This window comes from Methylotenera sp. N17 (genome assembly GCF_000799155.1).
In the GTDB taxonomy this organism is placed as follows: Bacteria; Pseudomonadota; Gammaproteobacteria; order Burkholderiales; family Methylophilaceae; genus Methylophilus.
The window spans coordinates 2295163-2313395 of the sequence record NZ_JUGE01000001.1 but is presented as its reverse complement, the minus strand read 5'-3'; the positions used below and the strand labels follow the sequence as shown (position 1 = coordinate 2313395).

Below are 18233 nucleotides of genomic sequence, written 5' to 3'. Positions count from 1 at the left end.
TTTTCGCCTCTAGGCAAGTTACTTTACTTTTGCTTGCTCAAAAGAAAGTAACCAAACAAAAGAGCACCCCTGCCGCTTTTCTCCTGCGCGTGTTTCAGCCATTGAGGGAGGCTTGCGCAACTCGACCAAACAAGCGATGTATATCAATCGCTTGTTCTGGGACTCGAACAGTGCGCGCCTCTTTTCCTCAATAGCCTCACATGCTCGGTGCTGCAAAGGGGGGCATTAAAAAAGCTCGCAATTGCGAGCTTTTTTGCTATGAGCTATGTTAGTGGCTTAATTGTAGGCAGTTACTTGAGTGTCATGCGCTGCAAGGTAGTGTCTTTATCTATAAATTTATGTTTCAGCGCACCTAAGATATGGATAGCAATCACCACTAAGATTACGATACCAATGATTTCGTGTGATTCTTTAAACACATCACGCAAGCCTTTATTGTCTAAGCCGGGTAAAAACTCCAAGCCAAACCATTTAAGGCCGTATTTGCTGTAAAGCGTCATCAATAGGCCACTCACAGGCAGCACTACCATCAGTAAATACAACAGGTGGTGCGCACCAGTGGCCAGTTTGCGCTCAAATGCGGAATAGGAGCTGAGCAGTGCTGGTGGTTTGTGTGTAATGCGCCAGAGTAGGCGGAAAATGACCAGCGCTAATATGGTCACGCCTACGGATTTATGTAAATTAAAGTAGAACGTACGTAGGGTAACTTCTTCAGATAGTTGCCACGTGTAGATGCCTAAGTCGAATAAATCGAACCCCATTTGTTTAGGGCCTTCTTTCGGTAGCTCGCTCATATACCAGCCCAGCGCAAACATGGCGAAAATGGCGATTGCGATTAACCAATGCAGCACAACGGCGGTTTTGGTATAGCGATTACTTACATTCATGCATGACTCCTAATATATTATTTTCTTGGCTTATTATTTTGGTGTGACAGCGGTCACACACATTTGTTGCCTAACACCCATAATATTAGCGTATTCTCAGGAATATACCGTGTGTAAAATCATTAAAAAGGAAAACGCATGACACGTCTATTTGTGTATTTATTGGCATCATTACTGGCTGCTTGTGCGCAGGCAGAGGTTAGCCACCCCGCATTTTCGTTAGAAAATGTGGGGGATGGTATCTACGTGCATCATGGAGTGCACTTAGATATTGATACTGGTTACCAAGGTGACATCTGCAATACAAGCTTTGTGGTGGGCAGCAAAGGCGTGGCGGTGATTGATACTGGCGGCAGTTTGAAAGTGGGTCAAGAATTACGCGCCGCTATTCGTCAAATCACAGATAAGCCTATTCTGTATGTGATTAATACCCATGTGCATCCTGACCATATTTATGGAAATGCAGCTTTTTTAGAAGATAAGCCACAGTTTGTAGGGCATGCCAAGCTCGCCTCTGCCATGCAGCTACGCAAAGAGGCCTATGACAAACTCAATGCCCAATATTTGGGAAATGATGCCAAAGGTACCGTGCAAGTGCTACCCACATTAGCAGTAAAAGAGGGTGTGGATTTGGATTTAGGTGACAGAAGCTTGCGAGTGGTGCCGTATACGGTCGCCCATACCAACACCGATATCTCGGTATTGGATAGCAAAACCGCCACATTATTTACCGGCGATTTATTATTTATTGAGCGCACACCAGTGGTAGAGGGCGATATCAAAGGCTTAATTTCGGCGATTGATACATTGAAAACATATCCGGCAAAACAAGTAGTACCCGGGCATGGGCCGGTGGCAAAAGATTGGGTGCAAGCCTTGGATAACGAACAGCGTTATTTAAACGCAGTACTGACTGATGTGCGAGCAGCCATTAAAAAAGGCGATAGCATGGAAAAGACGATGGGCACTGCAGCAGCAAGCGAACGAGACAAGTGGCAGCTGTTTGATATTGCCAACCGCAGGAATGTGAATACGATTTTTACAGCGCTGGAGTGGGAATAGCAGATACAAAAACAGGTGAAGTGCTGATGCAATTCACCTGTTGATATGAACAGCTTGAGGCTGCTGATAATGTGGATAAGCTTACTTTTTGATGTTATCTACACTGAATGCAGTTTGTGGGTAAGTGCTCAGTAATAGCATGCCACCCGCGATACCTAAGTATAAAAAGAACACTTCTGGAATCATACGGCCAAGCACTACGGCTAAGAATAGTGCCAATACGGCCAGTACACGTGCCGCTATTTTTGTTTTAAAACCTACCAACAGCGCTACGCCACCCACCAATTGCACTAAAATCAACAACGGTGCAAAGATGCCCGGCAAGCCAAATTGCCCTAATGTCATTTGGTATTGTAAGTAACCATCGGGATTCGACGTGATGCTGCTTAAGCGCAATAGCACGAGGCCTAAAAACACTAAAGCCAGTAATACTCTGGCAATGACGGTTTGATAACTTTGCATAAAAAACCCTATAAAATGTAAACAAAATGTAAGTGAGCATAATGCCTGTATGGCTTGCGAATTGCAATCACATGCACTGTTAAGAGACTAGAGAGATGACGGCAAAGTTTAATATTGAACAACTCCATTGGCAGAGCCCGAAACAGACCATGCTTAAAGCTTTGCGTGAGCAAGTGTTTATCATTGAGCAATCTGTACCAGAATATATTGAGTGGGATGAATATGACGAATCTGCCATCCACTTATTAGCCCTTGATGATGTACAACAGGCGATTGGTTGCGCCAGAATTTTATTAGAAAGAGGTCGGGTCGGCCGCATGGGTGTACTGAAAGCATGGCGTGGCAAGGGCGTGGGCTATGCCCTATTAATGGAAGCGATTGCCATTTGTAAAGCGCAGGGCCTAACGCAGCTGCAATTGTCGTCGCAAACGCATGCTATCCAGTTTTATGAAAAGGCTGGGTTTGTGGTGACTAGTGATGCCTATATTGATGCCAACATTTGGCATAAGGACATGGTGCTGAAATGGACATGACTTTATGTTGCAGGTCTAAAATTGTATAATGCTGGATTAGCTTTTATGTCTCTCAAACTCGTTTCATTTCATATTCTTCATTAAGGAAAAACCATGTCAAAAATCATTTTTAAAGCAGGCGAAGCCACTGTATTTAGCGAAGGCAAAGACGTTACTGCTGCCATGCCAGAAATCCTGATTGGTGCAGTGGATGGCCCAGTAGGTACAGCATTTGCCAACATGATGGCGCAAACCAAAGGCCATACCGCGATGTTTGCTGTGCGCGATATTAACCAATTGGTACGCCCAGCTTGCATGATGGTGCCAAAAGTGACATTAAAAGACTCACTCAACATTGAATTGTTTGGTGGTGTGGTGCAAGCCGGTGTAGCCGATGGTATTTTGGATGCAGTGATTGAAGGCATCATCCCTAAAGACCAAGTGAACGATTTATGTATTATTGCTTTGTTGTGGATTGATCCAGGCTGTGCAAAAGAAGCCAATTTGGATAAAGCGGATCTATACAAAAACAACTACGATGCGATTAAGTTAGCATTAAAACGTGCATTGAATGACGAGCCTAGCATTGATGAGTTGATTGCAAACCGTCACACAATCAAACACTGCATGTGGGAAGATAGCTGGGATCAAAAGTAGTCTTATCGCCTAGATTTCCCCACTGACACAAATATTTGCTATGATGAATATTATTGTGTGTTGTGGGGAGGCTAACATGCCAGATCGTAATGTATGTATGGAAGCGTTCGAGCGTCTATGTGCGGATGTGAATTCTGATAAAAAATCAGAAATTAATAAAGAAGATTACTGGTTATTTGAATTGGGTTTTCGGTCTGCGATTGAAGAGTTGCTGAACATTGCAGATACCGGTAACCAAACGCGTGAGTTTGTATCGCCGCGTTTTCAAATGCTCGCAGACCGCATCTTACAATCGAGAATGCACTAAATCTAAAAGCCGACATCACGTCGGCTTTTTTATGTGCACTCATCATTGTCACTGCTATGGTGTTTTTGTCTCGTTGGTTTCTGTTTTTTGTGCCTGTTTATTGACTTCCAAGCCCAGTTTGGTTTGCGTTGCGTTTGATTTTGCATTGCCGGTTTGTGCCGTTGCTTTTGCAATATGCACGCGTTGTGCATCCACCCCAGCTTTTGTTAAAGATGCTTGAATGGCTTCTCCGCGCGCCTGCGCCAATGCAAGTAAATCACTTTCTTTTACTTCGATACTCAAGGTGAGTTTTTCTTGTGCTGTTTCATAATGCCCGGATTCAGGTTTTTCAAACTTAGAGGCGAGTCGTTTCAGCAAGCCTTTCTTGGTTAAATCGTCGTGCAGGGCATCAATCGCTTTTTGTACTTTGGGGTTAGTTAAATCAATGGGGCCAGCTTTTTGTCCAGGCTCTAGTACAACGCCCATTTCCTCAGCCACTTTTCGCCGTAAAGTTTGTTCTTGAATCGCGCGCGTATCTAATGCTATATCGTAGCCAGGCGTAATAGACAGTGCTAACCCTAAGCGTTTGCCAAGTGCTTCGCCAACTGCCTTGAGTTTTTCTTGCTCCGGTGGCGCAAGCGCAGCATTTCCTGCCTCAAACACAATCGCATCCAGATTGTCAGCACTGCCACCGAATAGTTTCCCTAGTGCTCTAAATGGCGAGGTTACGATTTTGGTGAGCACATTTTTAATGGCTTTCCACACAATGCTGCCATAGCTAAACTGCGGGTCATCTAAGCTGCCAGAGATCGGTAGGTCCAGATCTATCACGCCATCACTGTCTTCCAGAATGGCAATGGCCAAATCTAATGGTAAATCTGCTGCCTCTTTACTGTCTACGCGCTCGCCAAGAATGAGTTTGTTAATGACAAATTTGTTCTCACCCGCCAATTGGCGCTGTTTGATTTTGTATTCCAAATCGACGGACAGCTTGCCAGAGTCAATGCGCCTGCCTGCAAATTTTCCGGAATACGGCGTGAGTCTATTCATTTCCAAGTTGGTGAATGCCAGTTTGACATCGGTATATTCTGTGGCCTTAAAGGGTTGTAGCGCACCACGAATTTTCGCTGCACCATACTCATCCACTTTACCATCCAACTCTAGCTGCGCTGTGGCTTCCGGATTGGTAGAAATATTATTGATGACCCCGTTCAGTGAGTGAATTTTGGTGCCAAATTGTGGGGTGAGTGAGAGGTCGGCAAACTCTAGTTCAGCATCTTGAATGCGTGTGGTTTCAATTGTCACAGGAAAGCTATCTTCACTGCTCGTGCTTGCAGTTGGCGCAACCACCGGCACGGTTTTATTTTTTGACTCACTCGTTTTTGGCACTGCCGTTGCTGCTTGTGCCAGCATAGCATTGCCAGCTACTGCGTTTGTTTTGGGTTCAGCAGCTTTTTCTGTTGGGCTTGCGATGGGCGCAGGCGCAGCTGAGTCTGCACTACGCAAAATGCGGCTGAGATTGGTCGTTCTATCTTCATGAATAATAAATTTTCCGGCAGGATGTTGTACTTTGAGCGCCCCCAAATGCAGCTTGTTGGGGGATAGCGAGAATGCAACATTCTCACTCGCCAGTTGCTCCCAAGCTAAAAAGGGCGCGTTGCTGGATTCCTCATTGAGCGCTAAGTGGCGTACCTGAAAGCCGCCATCAAAATTGAGCGCAAAGGCTTTTTGTTGCTGCATGGTCACTTTACCGGTCACGCTTGCAGCGCCAGAGGCCAACTGCAGCTTGGCATATTGGTTGATATACGGGGCAAAAGGGCTAAATGCAGCATTGCTTAATTTGAGATTCAACGTACTTTTGAATGGCACCGGCGTGAGCGTACCTTGCGTGCTAAACTGGCCGCCTTGCTTGATGCTAAAGCTGGCGTTGACTGGCACAGCTTTGTTCATGTTGAGTGATACGTTGCGTAATTCTAGGCCAATTTTTTCTAGATCCAGTTGTACTGCTTTGCTTGGTGTTTGGTCTTCAATATGCAACTGGCTATTGGTGAGTGCCAGCTTGCCAAGACTCACGGCCCAATTAGATGATGTCTGTTGTTTATCTTGCTTTGCTCCGCTGGTGCTAGGAGCTTTGTTCTCTAATAGGGTTTGCCAATTCAATGGGCCTTGTTTGGGCTGAATGACTTCGCTTTTGAGCCCAGACAATACAATAGACGCTATGGCGACTTGCTGTTTATCGATGCTGATATCACCTTGCGAGAGTGCTATTTGGCTGAGCGTAGCCACCGGTTTTTTAAAGACTGTAGATTTCAGCGCAATAGCATTGAATTGCGTTTGCAGTTGCTGAATCGACCATTGCCCTTCTGGATGATGGACACTAAAACCGATATCAATATCTTCTACGTTGAGGCTGAGTGGGTGTGTGTAAGTCTGATCTTCCACATTGAGTGACCAATCTTGCAACTGCACAGCAGCAATATTGACAGCAAACGGTGAGGCTTCTTTGGGTGTTGTTTCAGTCGCTGTTTTTTCTGCCGCTTTGGTTTCAACCGTGGTTGTTTCTGTAGGCTTGGCTTCTTCTGGCGTCGTAAATGCTGTTTGCCAATCTACGCTGCCATCGCGCGCGCGTTTGGCAGAAATGGCACCCTGCTTTAATTGAATTTGTGCAATCGTGGCTTGGTGTTTGGCTAAATCCAAGCCGATGTTTTGTATGGCAATATTGGGTACATTTAACAAGGTTTGTTCACCATGCTGGATACGCAACTGCTGACCTTCAATAGCCAGTTGTTCAAATGTCAGCTGTGTTTGCTGTTGTTGCGCAAACGTGAGTTGCGGTAGCTTGGCGGTGAGTTCCGCTAATGCGATAGACGTACCTTGGGTGCCTTGCGTATTCGATGCATGGAGAGTCAGCGCAAGTGCATTCAGCTCAGCGGTGATACCGTTAAGGGCAAGTCTAGGCTGGTCATTTGGCATGGTAAAGTCATAACCAAAATGCGCTTGCAGTTGCCCTTGTTGTACCTTGAAGGGGAGCGCTGAGTCTTTGACAATTTGTAATAAACTGGGTAGTGCAATACCTTCTAATGCAACATCGCCTTTAGAGGCCACCGGATTGACGCCCATATTGCCTTTCCATTTGAGCGTGCCGCCATTATTTGCAAATTTGGCTGCAATCAAATAATCGCCGCGGTCTTTTGGCAAAGTAGAAAAGCCATCTAATTCAAAATTAAGCGGTGTCAGTTCTGCCACAAATGGTTTGGCACGATGGCTGTCTTTGTAGCGTATTTGCCCCTGTTGAATCACCAAATGCGCAATCGCCACACGTGGCATCGTATCGCTAGGTGGACTTTTGTCTTCGTTGAGTTTGGCGATTAAATCATCCCAATTGAGTTTGCCATTGGCGTCAATTGCAATCAGCCCTTGCGGTGCACGCAGGTTGATTTCTTTGAACTTCCACGCCAAGTTAAAAATACCGCTGAGCTCCAAATCTACCTTGAGCTGATCAAAACCAGCTAACGGCGCACCTTGTTGGTCTTTTAGGCGAAACTGGTCAATGGTGGCTATCAGAATAAATGGATTGAAACGGACTTGCCCAACGCTGGCTTGGCTTGCTAGCTGCTTCTCTGCAATCCAAGGTACAAGGCGCTTGGCGAGCGGGTTAATGGCGATGTAGCTGAACAGCACATAGAATATGTATACACCCAGCAATATTTTTGTGGGCTTTTTGTATAGCCATTGTTTAAGCGTTTGTAGCATATGGATGTGTGTGGTTAAGCTTTACGCAAGCTTATCAAAATTTTTCTGACAGGTGTGGGGATTGCTGCACCAATAGCATCTTCGATGGGGAGCCAAATGGTATTGGGGATATTGGGGTTGGGTAATTTGCTTAAGACCTCTAATGGTTGGGGCAAAATTTCTAACTTAAAATGCGTAAAGGCGTGCTGTAGCAATGGTAATGGCTCTTGCGTCTCAACTGTCAGTCCAAACTTGGCTTGCGCCACTTCCGTGGCAATGGTTTGCATATCAATTTCAGGCAAGCTCCATAAGCCTCCCCAAATGCCTTTAGATGGTCTCTTTTCGAGCAGAACCTCTTGGCCATGTTGCAAAATAAGCATGGTGGTGTACTTTTGCGGACTGATTTTTTTGGGTTTAGGCGTGGGTAGTAGATGCACGCGATGTTGCGCATATGCTAAGCAGCTAGTATTCAGCGGGCATGCGTTGCATTTGGGTTTGCTGCGGGTACATAGCGTTGCACCTAAATCCATCAGCCCTTGCGTATACGCCACCATGCCAGCGTTGGGTAGCAAAGATTCTGCCAGCACCCACATGGCTTTTTCTATTTTAGGGGCGCTAGGCCAGCCTTCAATCGCAAAGTGACGCGCCAACACGCGTTTTACGTTGCCATCTAAAATGGTGTGTACTTGGTTAAAGGCAAATGCCGCAATAGCAGCTGCAGTGGAGCGGCCAATGCCTGAGAGTGATTGCATGGCTGTAAAATCTTGTGGGTACTCGCCGGCAAATTCATCCACAATGGTTTGTGCAGCGTGATGTAAATTGCGTGCTCTAGAGTAGTAACCCAAGCCGCTCCAGTACTGCATGACTTCTTCTTGTTCAGCGGCGGCTAAACTTTGAATGGTTGGAAAGCGCGTCATAAAACGCTGGTAATAGCCAATCACAGCAGCGACTTGCGTCTGTTGTAGCATGATTTCCGACACCCAAATGGCATACGGGTTATGCGTGTTCTGCCAAGGCAGGTCATGGCGACCATGCTGCTTTTGCCAAGCAATAATACGCAGTGCGAAATCAGACATGGCGTGTGAGCCAATCCATCACTTGCGTTGCATTTTGGTCTGGTGGAAAGACCGGGTAAATATAATGTTCAATCCTGCCGTTCAGCACTAGCAACGTGACGCGCTTCGTTAGTCGCATCTGATCGACTTCAAACGTTGGTAGTTGGAGCGCCTCGGCAAAGACAAACTGGTGATCGCTTAGCAATGCAAAAGGCAGGTGCAAACGTGTAGCGGCTTCAGTTTGGTAGGTGTTGGTTTGTGTGCTCAAGCCAAACACGTGAGCACCTAGTTGTTGCAGCTCTGCATAATGATCACGAAATCCACAGGATTGTGGAGTGCAGCCACGGGCACCGGGAATACTATCCCAGCCATCCGGTAGCGCTTTATCTGGCTGCCCAGTCATCGGATAAACATAAATCACAGACCAGCCTGTCAGCTGGTATAAGTTAACAGCGGGTCCTTGTGTAGATGCTAGTGCCACATCAGGCAGCGTGGCGTGTAGCAGGTGCCGGCAAGCACCATCGTCTACAGGCGCAGGTAGATTGGCAGGAAGCGTTTGAAATTGTGGCATGTAACGGTAATGCTAAAACTTGAGCAGCTTTTTCAAGGCTTCTTCTTTTGCCTGTTCTTTGAGTGATTTAGGTTTCTCTGCTGGTGCAGCGTCAGCAGGCGCACCTTCTGTGCTAGGGGCAGCATTCGCTTTGTCTGCATCAGGGGCAGTAGATTTTTTACTGCCACCCAAGATGTTTTTCAGTGCATCCGCTTTATTCTCGTTACCAAGCAGTTCTTTTACAGCGGCCCCTTTTTCGCCACCTACTTTATCTAGCAGGCTGGATTTAGCAATGGCAGCGCCAATCGCGGCAAAATCCATCCCAAATTGTGGGCTAGCAAAGGTGCCGGTAATTTTTACCGGAATAGATAAACCGCTCAATTGGTCAAGGTCTGCGCCGCCCTGTCCTTTTAAGGATTTAACCACTGTGGGTTTGGCTAGGTAGTTGATTTTTTCATTGCCAATGTCGATATCGCCTTTGCTGTCGCCTTTGGCTAAACGCAGTATTGGCGCCTTCATCTCTAGGTCTTCATTGTGAGCCACGCCATTTTTAATGGTAAAAGTGGCGGTCAACTCGCTAAAGTCGGTCTTTTTGGTTTTATCGCTAGCCAGTGCATCTTTGGATTTTAATACATTCAATTTGTTTTTCATGTCGCGTAATGTGCCGGCAATATCAATACCTTTCACAGCGCCATCCGCTAGGTTAAGTGCGGCATTGCCAGCCAAAGCTTTTTTGAGTGCAGACACTGTGTTGCCTTGTGTAGTTACATCTATATCTACTGAGCCCTTGCCCGCCAGCATGTCATTGTTGATTGCATCAACCAGTAGCGGCCCTACGGAAATGTTTTTCATGGCCTGCTTGAATGTGATCACAGGCGTGGCGCGTGCATCCACTTTCAGCGCACCACTCATGCTGCCTTGGTATAAATTGGCTGCAAATGGCGATACGTTAACCACACCATTTTGTGCATTCAGGCCAATATTCACGTTCTCGGTTTTGACGTTGGCGATTTTTAGCCAGCCAATTTTGGCCTCGCCAGAGGCGTTAAACTTTTTTAAAGCACTCAGATCAATCGGCGTCTCTGCGCTGGCCTGCGTGGTTTTGGGGGCGGCGCTTGGTTCGCTTTTGGTGATATAGCGGTCTGCATCCAACTTATCGATATTCACATTAAAACTAAATGCTGGCTGGCTAAACTGTGTCACACCCAAGCTGGCGTTAATTTGGCTGTCATCCACTTTGGCACTGAGTGGGTTTAAACTTAATTTCTCGCCATTGGCATTGAGTTTGATGTTGATATTGCTGGCTTTGGTTTTGCCATATTTCAATTGTCCAACCCGAATGCTGCCATCTGCGTTCAATGCTTTCAGCGCAGATAGATCTAATGGTTTGGCTGGCTCAGTGCTGGTTTTGGCTGGTTTAGCATCGCCTGTAGAAGCGCCGACATATCTATCCAAATCCACTTGGTCTACATCAATATCAAAGGTGTACAACGGCTTATTAAATTGGCTGATGGCAAAATTGCCTTTGATGCGGCTGTCATCCACTTTGACATCTAGCCCTGTGAGTGACAGTTTTTGTCCATCGGCTTTAATGCCTACGTTTAGCCCAGTCACGCGGTATGGGTCGTAAATAATGCTGCCAATATTGAGCTTGCCATCCACATGTAGGGATTTAAGCGCAGACAAATCGGTTGGCTGCTTGCTGGCGGATTTTTTGCTGGCAGGGGCTGGTGCAGCCGAAGCCTTGCCGAGTAATTGATTGAGGTTGATTTTATCTGCACTGACATTGAATTTGATATTTGGCGTTTTAAAACCCGCTACGTCTACATTGCCGTTAAGCTTGGTTTCTGCCACATTTAAGCTAAATGTGCTGTCTGCTTTTTCTTGTTTAATATCCGCATGCGCGCCCAAATTAAACGTACCTTGGATCTCACCATTGGGCAAACTTGGGTCTTGAATATTGAGCTTGCCCACCAGTTTGGGGATATCAAAAATCAAAGCATCGATATTGCCATTGAAGGGCGATGAAAACTGCCCAGTGACCACACGTTTACCTTGCGTCATATTCAAGTCACCGCTAATGCCGCTGCTTTGTAAGGCTTTAGGCGAGCCTTTCATGTCTGCCAACACCATGTTCAGTTTTAAATTGGCATCGGTTTTTTGTTGTGTGACATTGACTGTAATTTTTTTGGTGCTGACTTGATCTTTTAAAATGCTGAGCGCAGGCGCGTTGAGTTCAACCGTTTGTTGTGCACCGTCAAAATTGCCTGCTGCTGCAAGCTTCAAGCTATCAACTAAAAATTCAAGCTTCTCCGGCTTGGCATCTACATCGCCACTGGCTTTCACTTCTACATTTTTGCCATTGAACATATCACCGGTAATTAAGGTATCTAAGCCAGACACTTTAAAATGTTTGGTTTCCGGATCCACCAAAAACACGCCTTTGACCTTTACATTTGCGGCCACCACAGGTTGGTTAGCATTCACTTTAAAGTCGGTGGCGATATCCATCGGCTCTGCCAAGGCAATGCGACCAGAGGTCAGGTTGAATTGATTGATGGCGTAGCTTGCGCCTGTGCTTTCATCTTTATATTGCACGGCGGAGTTAGTGACCTTGACGCCCTGTACATCAAATTTAATCTCGGTAGACTCTTCTTCGTCTTTGCTCAGCAAATCGTCAAAGTTGGTGGTGCCATCTTTATATTTGATAATGTTGGCTTTGGCACCATCCACATACACGGTATCGACCACCAGCTCCTTTTTAAGTAGTGGCAGTACGGCCAACGCTACTTTTGCGCTGTTCACAGAAGCAAACTCTGCGCTGCCCTTGTGTTCAGAAATCGCAATTTTGCCTAAATCTGCACCAATTTTTGGCCAAAAAGAGAGTTTGATATCGCCCTCAATGGTCAGGGTGCGTTCTTTTTTTTCTTTTACCAAATCAATGATTTGCTGTTTGTAATCGTTGGGGTTAAACGTCAGCGCAAAGTACACCGCAAGCAATAGCATCAGGCCGACAATGCTGCCTAGCCCTATCAGCCCTATTTTTAAATATTTATTCATTGTATCCCCCTAAAATGGGCTAAACACTATTGTACTGTCCAGTCGACTAATCCTGTATAGGCAGTCACCAACACAATCACACCAAACGCGATGCGATACCATGCAAAAATCGTAAAGTCGTGATGGCTCACATATCGTATGAGCGCACGTACCGCAATCATCGCGCTGATAAACGCAAAAATAAGCCCCACTATCCATGCGCCCATATCATCCATGCTTAATAATGCACGGTCTTTGTACATCGTGTAAATGGAAGCGATACCTAAGGTTGGGACTGCGAGAAAGAAAGAAAATTCAGCCGCTGCTTTGCGGGATAGCCCAAAAAATAGCCCGCCGATAATGGTAGAACCGGAGCGCGACATACCAGGAATTAATGCAACCGCTTGTGCCAAGCCCAGCTTTAATGCGTCGATTGGCTTGATCTCGTCGACCGTTTCAATGGTCACCGTATGCTGACGTTTTTCTGCCCATAAAATAATCAGTGCGCCCACAATAAATGCAATGGCAACCGGCACCGGTTTAAATAATGCGGCTTTAATCTTATCGCCAAACGATAAGCCTAATATGGCCAGCGGCAAAAATGCAATGGCTAAATTGATGATTAACCGGTTTGCAATCGGGTCACGACCGATCCCCGCAAATGTGCTGACAAAACGCTGACGATATTCCCATACCACCGCTAGAATCGCGCCAAGTTGAATCGCAATTTCAAATACACTGCGTTTGTCGTGATCCATAAAGTTGAGTAAATCGCCCGCCAAAATCAGGTGGCCGGTACTAGAAATGGGCAAAAATTCAGTTGCGCCTTCTACAATGCCCATGATGGCAGCTTTAAGGAGTAAAAGTATGTCCATGTTGCCTTAGAAAATGTTAACGGTTAACAAATGAATAAAGGGGCTGCTAGCCCCTTGCGAATGGTTAACAATGCTTACTTTAGCATGCCCAATACTGTCTTGAGCAAGTTGCCTGAGTCTGTCGGCACTTCACCGTCCGGCGTGAGTTTGTCCACAATCGTGGGTAATTGTTCCGCAATTTGTGCGCTTAATGTATTGGTATCAATGCCAAATTTTGCTGCCATCTCGGCAAGTTGACCATTGCCCAATACGCTGGCAATTTGCTCAGCAGAAATCGGCAAGTTCTCGCCTTTGCCTACCCAAGAAGCCGCTTGCTCAGCCAAGCCACTTTCTTTAAATTTGTCTAATACGCCACTTAACCCTCCATGCTGGTTGAGCATGTCCATCGCCACTTGTGCCATAGCGCCTTTTTCGCCCATCATTTTTTCCAGCATGCCGCCTGCTAAGCTATCTAATAATCCCATGTTATATCCTCAAGGTTAAATGTAGTAATCGCTAAAAACGTTCATCCGGACGCAAGTATCGCCACTCACCCACGGGCAGCTTGCCAAGTGTGACGCTGCCAATGCGAATACGTTTGAGCCCGACCACTTTTAGGCCGACCATTTCGCACATGCGTCTGATCTGTCTTTTTTTGCCTTCTCTTAGCACAAAGCGTAATTGATCTTCATTTTGCCAAGAGACTTTTGCGGGCTTGAGTTTAACGCCGTCTAAACTTAAACCATAGTTAAGTTTTGTTAAGCCATCGTGACTTAATTCGCCTTCTACGCGTACCAGATATTCTTTTTCTACAGTGGAGTCTTCACCAATCAAATGACGTGCTACACGGCCATCTTGCGTAAGTACTAACAAGCCGGTGGAATCAATATCCAAACGGCCAGCTGGTGCAAGGCCTTTTAAAAAACCACGTTGAAAAGTTTTTTGGGTAGTGTCTTCTTCCCATTGATTTTCCGGGTGTACCAATACAATGGCTGGCTCATAGTCATCTTCTGCTTGACCACTTACATAGCCCACTGGCTTATGCAGCAAAATAGTGACGTTTTCTGCTTGATGCTCTTTGGCGTAGCCGCTGATCACAATTTCAACATCTGGCGCCACACGGGTGCCTAGTGTTTCAATAATCTCACCGTTGACTTTCACCCAGCCGTTCACAATCCACTCATCGGCTTCACGACGGGAACATAAACCACGTTCTGCCATGAGCTTAGATAAGCGCGGTAAGTCGTCACTTACAGTACTTGCGGCAGGTTTATAAGCTGCCTTGGCCGCCGCGCCGTAAGTAGGTGCATTGGCATCATATCCATCGCGCGCCTTGCCGCCACGGCGTGGCGCTTGGCGATATTGCGGTTCTTCACGGCTTGCGCGCGGTGTGGTGCGTGTGTCTACATTGGGGGATTTTGCTGGTCTGGCTTCAGTGCTTTCTTGGCTTCGCGCTGGGCGGGCTTGACTATCCTCACGCAAGCTACCGTCATGCCTGTGATTACGTTGGCGTGCGCTGTCTGGTTTGGCAGTACTAGGTGCTTTGTTGCTGGTGTATGGCGTGGTTCTGTTGTTTGGCTTGCTGTCACGTGTTGGCTTATTACCCGGTGCTTTTGCGGTATTGCTGCGAGGCATTTCCTCTGCGCTGTCTGACCGAATCACTGGCTTTGGCGGTGCTTTGGTTCTATCGCGTTTAGTCGGATCAGCACGGCGCACGGGCGCTTTACCAGTAGATGGCGTATTGATGGGTGTTTTGCTGAGTTTAATTGTGGTCAAAATTAGGCTAACGCGTTTTGTGTAATGTGCTTATTTTAACAAACAATTACATATGACCCTATTGAATAATTCAAGCCAAAAACCTCTGATTGGTCTACCTCGATTATCTAAACTTGGTGAAGCAGATAGGGCTCGGGTCTAATTAAATAAGCCAGCTCAGCTGGCTTATTTAATTACAACAACTTAACTTTTATTAGGTTCTCCAAGGGTGTTTAGGCATATCGCATTCACCACAGCGTGTAGCGCCAGCCACTGCCACAATATGGTCATTTTCTACCGTATCACCGCTTACGCCCACAGCCCCAATCAAGTTGCCTTCTTTATCCACAATAGGCACGCCACCGGGGAATGTAATTAAGCCATCGTTAGAGTGCTCAATGCCGTAAAGCGGTGAACCAGGCACAGAGAGTTTGCCGATTTCGCCAGAGGGCATGGCAAAGTAACAAGCCGTTTTTGCTTTTTTAATGGCAATGTCGCTGCTGCCTACCCAAGCGTCATCCATGCGTGCAAACGCTTTGATATTGCCGCCTGAATCTAGTACGGCGATACACATTTTTACGCCAAGCTCGACGGATTTTTTTACTGCGCTATCGACAATTTGTTGTGCTTCTTCAAAAGATACGTGCATGCAATTCTCCAATATTATTGTGTTGAAACGAGGTTGAGCCCCATGATACTTGATGACCAAATTAACTTAAAGTTTCAGGTTGTTCTTTAATGCGCGTAAGTAAACGCTAGTTTGGTCGGTGCTTGCTTGCTTTTGGTCGACATAAAGCGTGTGATAGATGCGATTCTTTTCATATCGGGATTGTTTGCTAAATACTGTTCCTGCCAAGCGCGGTGCGGGTTTCTGATAATACCTGCTAACCATGCCGCTTGTGTGCGGGAGAGTTTTTGCGGGGGCAAAGCAAAGTAATATTGCGCTGCATCGGCTGCGCCACAAATGCCAGGCCCCCAATCGACGGTATTCAGATATAAGTTAAGGATCCGCTGCTTACCTAAGGTACTTTCCATTTCCACCGCATACAGCAGCTCTTCAATTTTGCGTTTCCATTGGCGCTCGCCGCCGGTAAATAGGTACTTGGCCAGCTGTTGGCTAATGGTACTGCCACCCAGTTGTTTGTTGGGGTTTTCCTGTGCAAGTAGATAACTCAATGTCTCAAAATCATAGCCGTGGTGATGCATAAACTGAGCGTCTTCCGCAATGATGACCGCCATTGGCAACCAGCGCCCCATTCTTTTTTTATCCAGCCAAATATGCGGTGGGGCTTCATTGTTGCTGGCACGCTCATTTGGCTGCGGGCAGGTAAATTGTATATTCGCGGTACGGATTTTTTCTGTGCCTAGCCCGGTGACATCAAAGTGTTGAATCACCGGTTTTGCGCTCCAGCGTTTGCTAGGCCAGTGTAGTGTGCCATTCGCAGATAAATGACCAGTCACGCGCGCGGTTTGGATGGTGACAGAATGTGTTTTAAGTGGGGTGAGCAAATCTGCAATGGCCGTGGTGGGCAAAGACCACTCTAAATCAATGCCTTGCATCTGCGCATGTGCGCTATATAACACTTGAATGGAGGTTTGATCGCTCGTCATTTCTAGCGTACCAGTAAAGTGGTCATTCACCTGATCGATAGTGAGGTTAACCGCATCAAACGCAATGGCTTTTGAGCTCAATTCTTTAATAGTAAATTGGCACGCTTCACAGCGCAGTTGGACTTGCCCTGTTTTCTCCGGCCCAGTTTGATTTTCTATTGTGACTAGGCCATGTTTACTACGCCATTGGGTATGGTTGAGCAATTTGCGGCCCGTACTTGAGGTGCCTAATTGCATGAGTGGCCAGGCACGTAAATGCACCACGCCAACAACGGGCAAGTGTAGCGGTACGCGCCAGGCGGTTTTATCAAATGGGTTGCATAACCAAGCAATGACGCCAATCACACAGCCAAACAAACCCAATAATGCTAGAAAAAACACGCGTCTAAATGTGATCATATATGGCTAAAGTTAACTCTTAATTCCCGATACTGCTGACTTGGGTAATGGCCCACCATGCGTGATCGTTTTGTTTGAATATGTTTTCCCAGTACCAAGCGGAGACATCCGTCCATTGCTTGCCTTGCTTATCCACAATGCGCTCGCACACTTGCAAGCGCTGCCCTTTCGTGGCATCAAAGCAACGCCAACGTTGATGTTGTGCATTCTCTACCACGCGTTGCATGCTGATGTTATAACCCAAGCCACGATAACAGTCGATCGAGGAATGCAGCATGCGCGTAGGTTTCACCGTGTAACGAATCACCCACACAGTATTGCCATCGGTAAAGCGTGCAATATGGCCTGGAAAATTGGCGGCAAAGCTTTGCTCTACTTCTGATAGTGGTAGTTTATACAATTTTTGCTGGCTAGTGTGCCATGCATCAAATGCCCAGTGTTGCTCAAGGCTTGCTGTTGCTTGGTTGGTGGTGTGATTTGCAGGCAGCCAAAATGGGCGGGTAGCGCACGCCAGCATCATGGCTACAAATAACGCCTGACATACATGACTCGTTTTCATGTTGCCTCCTTTGTTTGCATGGCGTGGCATACAAAATAAACACTCGGCACAAACAGCGCAAAAATCACTAAACCAATTGCTTCGTGCGTCCAATGGGGCAAGTGCACCATGCCGGATTCTTTATAAAACAATAAGGTATTGCGTAGTACGTTGGCGATGATGACTAAGGTGCTTGCCAACCCCAAGTTGATGAGGGTTCTCAATGTGCGGGCATTGTTTAAGTAAGAAAATAACGCGCCAAAATATAAACCTATCCACAACATGGCAATGCCAGCACAAGGCGCATCAATCAAAATGGTTTTGCCGTTCCACCACAGGCTGGCACCCGCAGGGGTGGTGTCGGTACCCAACCAAGACAGAATCATGCTGGTGCTTTGTGCGCAAAACCAACGCAATGGGTAACCCAAGTAAAAGTTAAGCGAGGCTACAAGCGGTAGCGACAGTATTGCTAGCGTGAGTAAAGGCATCAGTTTACGATTGGCGGGCAATAGGTTTGCGATGAGCATGCTGATGCCAATTAGTGCAAAAGCCGTTGCAATGATGGGTGGCAACCACCCCCACATTGCGGTTGCCGTGATCATGCATAGCGCTGTTGCGCTGAGTGCAGACGCTTGAGGTGCGCGGAGCTTATCTTTGTCGATATAGATCAGCGCGACAAGGGTAAGCAGCGCGACGATACCCCAAGGGTCATCAGAGCCGTCGCTGCTGCGGCGCACCATCCATAACCAGTGTGGCCAAGCGGCTAGGAGAGTGGCCGCCAGTAACCCGCTAATCAGCCAGCTTTTGGATGTCATGTTTTTTAGATACATAGTT

The 18233-nt window shown here is 46.6% G+C and carries 17 protein-coding genes; 4 read left to right on the top strand and 13 right to left on the bottom strand.

Going from position 1 to position 18233, the window contains the following annotated elements:
* Positions 1 to 290 precede the first annotated feature (290 nt).
* On the bottom strand, positions 291 to 887 hold the full coding sequence (locus FG11_RS11005; RefSeq protein WP_047535051.1) for a cytochrome b: 597 nt from the start codon (positions 885 to 887) through the stop codon (positions 291 to 293).
* Between the two features lie 138 nt (positions 888 to 1025).
* On the opposite strand from FG11_RS11005, the gene FG11_RS11000 reads away from it, so the two are divergent.
* Complete coding sequence (locus FG11_RS11000; RefSeq protein WP_047535046.1) at positions 1026 to 1949, top strand: quinoprotein relay system zinc metallohydrolase 2; 924 nt, start codon at positions 1026 to 1028, stop codon at positions 1947 to 1949.
* Between the two features lie 81 nt (positions 1950 to 2030).
* Here the strand turns inward: FG11_RS11000 and FG11_RS10995 are convergent, their stop codons facing one another.
* The gene (locus FG11_RS10995) at positions 2031 to 2411 is read right to left on the bottom strand and encodes a DoxX family protein (RefSeq protein ID WP_020183134.1); all 381 of its coding nucleotides are present in this window, start codon (positions 2409 to 2411) and stop codon (positions 2031 to 2033) included.
* A gap of 95 nt (positions 2412 to 2506) precedes the next feature.
* Here FG11_RS10995 and FG11_RS10990 point away from each other — a divergent pair, with 95 nt between their 5' ends.
* The 3 genes from FG11_RS10990 to FG11_RS10980 all read left to right on the top strand — a co-directional run bounded on the left by FG11_RS10990 (position 2507) and on the right by FG11_RS10980 (position 3887).
* Entirely contained in the window at positions 2507 to 2944 is a 438-nt protein-coding gene (locus FG11_RS10990; RefSeq protein WP_047535044.1) for a GNAT family N-acetyltransferase, read from the top strand.
* A 93-nt stretch (positions 2945 to 3037) separates the two neighbouring features.
* Positions 3038 to 3580 carry a formaldehyde-activating enzyme gene (fae, locus tag FG11_RS10985; RefSeq protein WP_020183132.1) on the top strand — a complete coding sequence of 181 codons (543 nt, stop codon included), beginning with the start codon at positions 3038 to 3040 and terminating at the stop codon, positions 3578 to 3580.
* A 76-nt stretch (positions 3581 to 3656) separates the two neighbouring features.
* Positions 3657 to 3887 carry a hypothetical protein gene (locus FG11_RS10980; RefSeq protein WP_020183131.1) on the top strand — a complete coding sequence of 77 codons (231 nt, stop codon included), beginning with the start codon at positions 3657 to 3659 and terminating at the stop codon, positions 3885 to 3887.
* A gap of 54 nt (positions 3888 to 3941) precedes the next feature.
* Here FG11_RS10980 and FG11_RS10975 read toward each other — a convergent pair whose 3' ends face one another.
* The 11 genes from FG11_RS10975 to FG11_RS10925 form a co-directional block, all read right to left on the bottom strand.
* Complete coding sequence (locus FG11_RS10975; protein ID WP_047535041.1) at positions 3942 to 7619, bottom strand: DUF748 domain-containing protein; 3678 nt, start codon at positions 7617 to 7619, stop codon at positions 3942 to 3944.
* A gap of 14 nt (positions 7620 to 7633) precedes the next feature.
* Entirely contained in the window at positions 7634 to 8674 is a 1041-nt protein-coding gene (mutY, locus tag FG11_RS10970; RefSeq protein WP_047535038.1) for an A/G-specific adenine glycosylase, read from the bottom strand.
* Positions 8667 to 9224 carry a peroxiredoxin gene (locus tag FG11_RS10965; RefSeq protein WP_047535035.1) on the bottom strand — a complete coding sequence of 186 codons (558 nt, stop codon included), beginning with the start codon at positions 9222 to 9224 and terminating at the stop codon, positions 8667 to 8669. The genes mutY and FG11_RS10965 overlap by 8 nt, the downstream gene beginning before the upstream one ends.
* Before the next feature lie 12 nt (positions 9225 to 9236).
* Positions 9237 to 12263 carry an AsmA family protein gene (locus FG11_RS10960; protein WP_047535033.1) on the bottom strand — a complete coding sequence of 1009 codons (3027 nt, stop codon included), beginning with the start codon at positions 12261 to 12263 and terminating at the stop codon, positions 9237 to 9239.
* Between the two features lie 26 nt (positions 12264 to 12289).
* Entirely contained in the window at positions 12290 to 13117 is an 828-nt protein-coding gene (locus tag FG11_RS10955) for an undecaprenyl-diphosphate phosphatase (RefSeq protein ID WP_047535031.1), read from the bottom strand.
* A 74-nt stretch (positions 13118 to 13191) separates the two neighbouring features.
* Positions 13192 to 13581, bottom strand: a complete 390-nt coding sequence (locus FG11_RS10950) for a YidB family protein (protein ID WP_025225087.1) — start codon at positions 13579 to 13581, stop codon at positions 13192 to 13194.
* A gap of 31 nt (positions 13582 to 13612) precedes the next feature.
* Positions 13613 to 14872 (bottom strand): pseudouridine synthase, encoded by a 1260-nt coding sequence (locus FG11_RS10945; RefSeq protein WP_047535029.1) that lies wholly within the window; start codon positions 14870 to 14872, stop codon positions 13613 to 13615.
* A 193-nt stretch (positions 14873 to 15065) separates the two neighbouring features.
* Positions 15066 to 15500, bottom strand: a complete 435-nt coding sequence (locus FG11_RS10940; protein WP_020183123.1) for a GlcG/HbpS family heme-binding protein — start codon at positions 15498 to 15500, stop codon at positions 15066 to 15068.
* An 86-nt stretch (positions 15501 to 15586) separates the two neighbouring features.
* The gene (locus tag FG11_RS10935) at positions 15587 to 16861 is read right to left on the bottom strand and encodes a biosynthetic peptidoglycan transglycosylase (RefSeq protein WP_047535027.1); all 1275 of its coding nucleotides are present in this window, start codon (positions 16859 to 16861) and stop codon (positions 15587 to 15589) included.
* Between the two features lie 19 nt (positions 16862 to 16880).
* On the bottom strand, positions 16881 to 17420 hold the full coding sequence (locus tag FG11_RS10930; RefSeq protein WP_047535025.1) for a hypothetical protein: 540 nt from the start codon (positions 17418 to 17420) through the stop codon (positions 16881 to 16883).
* Positions 17417 to 18214, bottom strand: coding sequence for an archaeosortase/exosortase family protein (locus FG11_RS10925; RefSeq protein WP_047535023.1), 798 nt, complete (start codon positions 18212 to 18214; stop codon positions 17417 to 17419). The genes FG11_RS10930 and FG11_RS10925 overlap by 4 nt, the downstream gene beginning before the upstream one ends.
* Between the last annotated feature and the right edge of the window lie 19 nt (positions 18215 to 18233).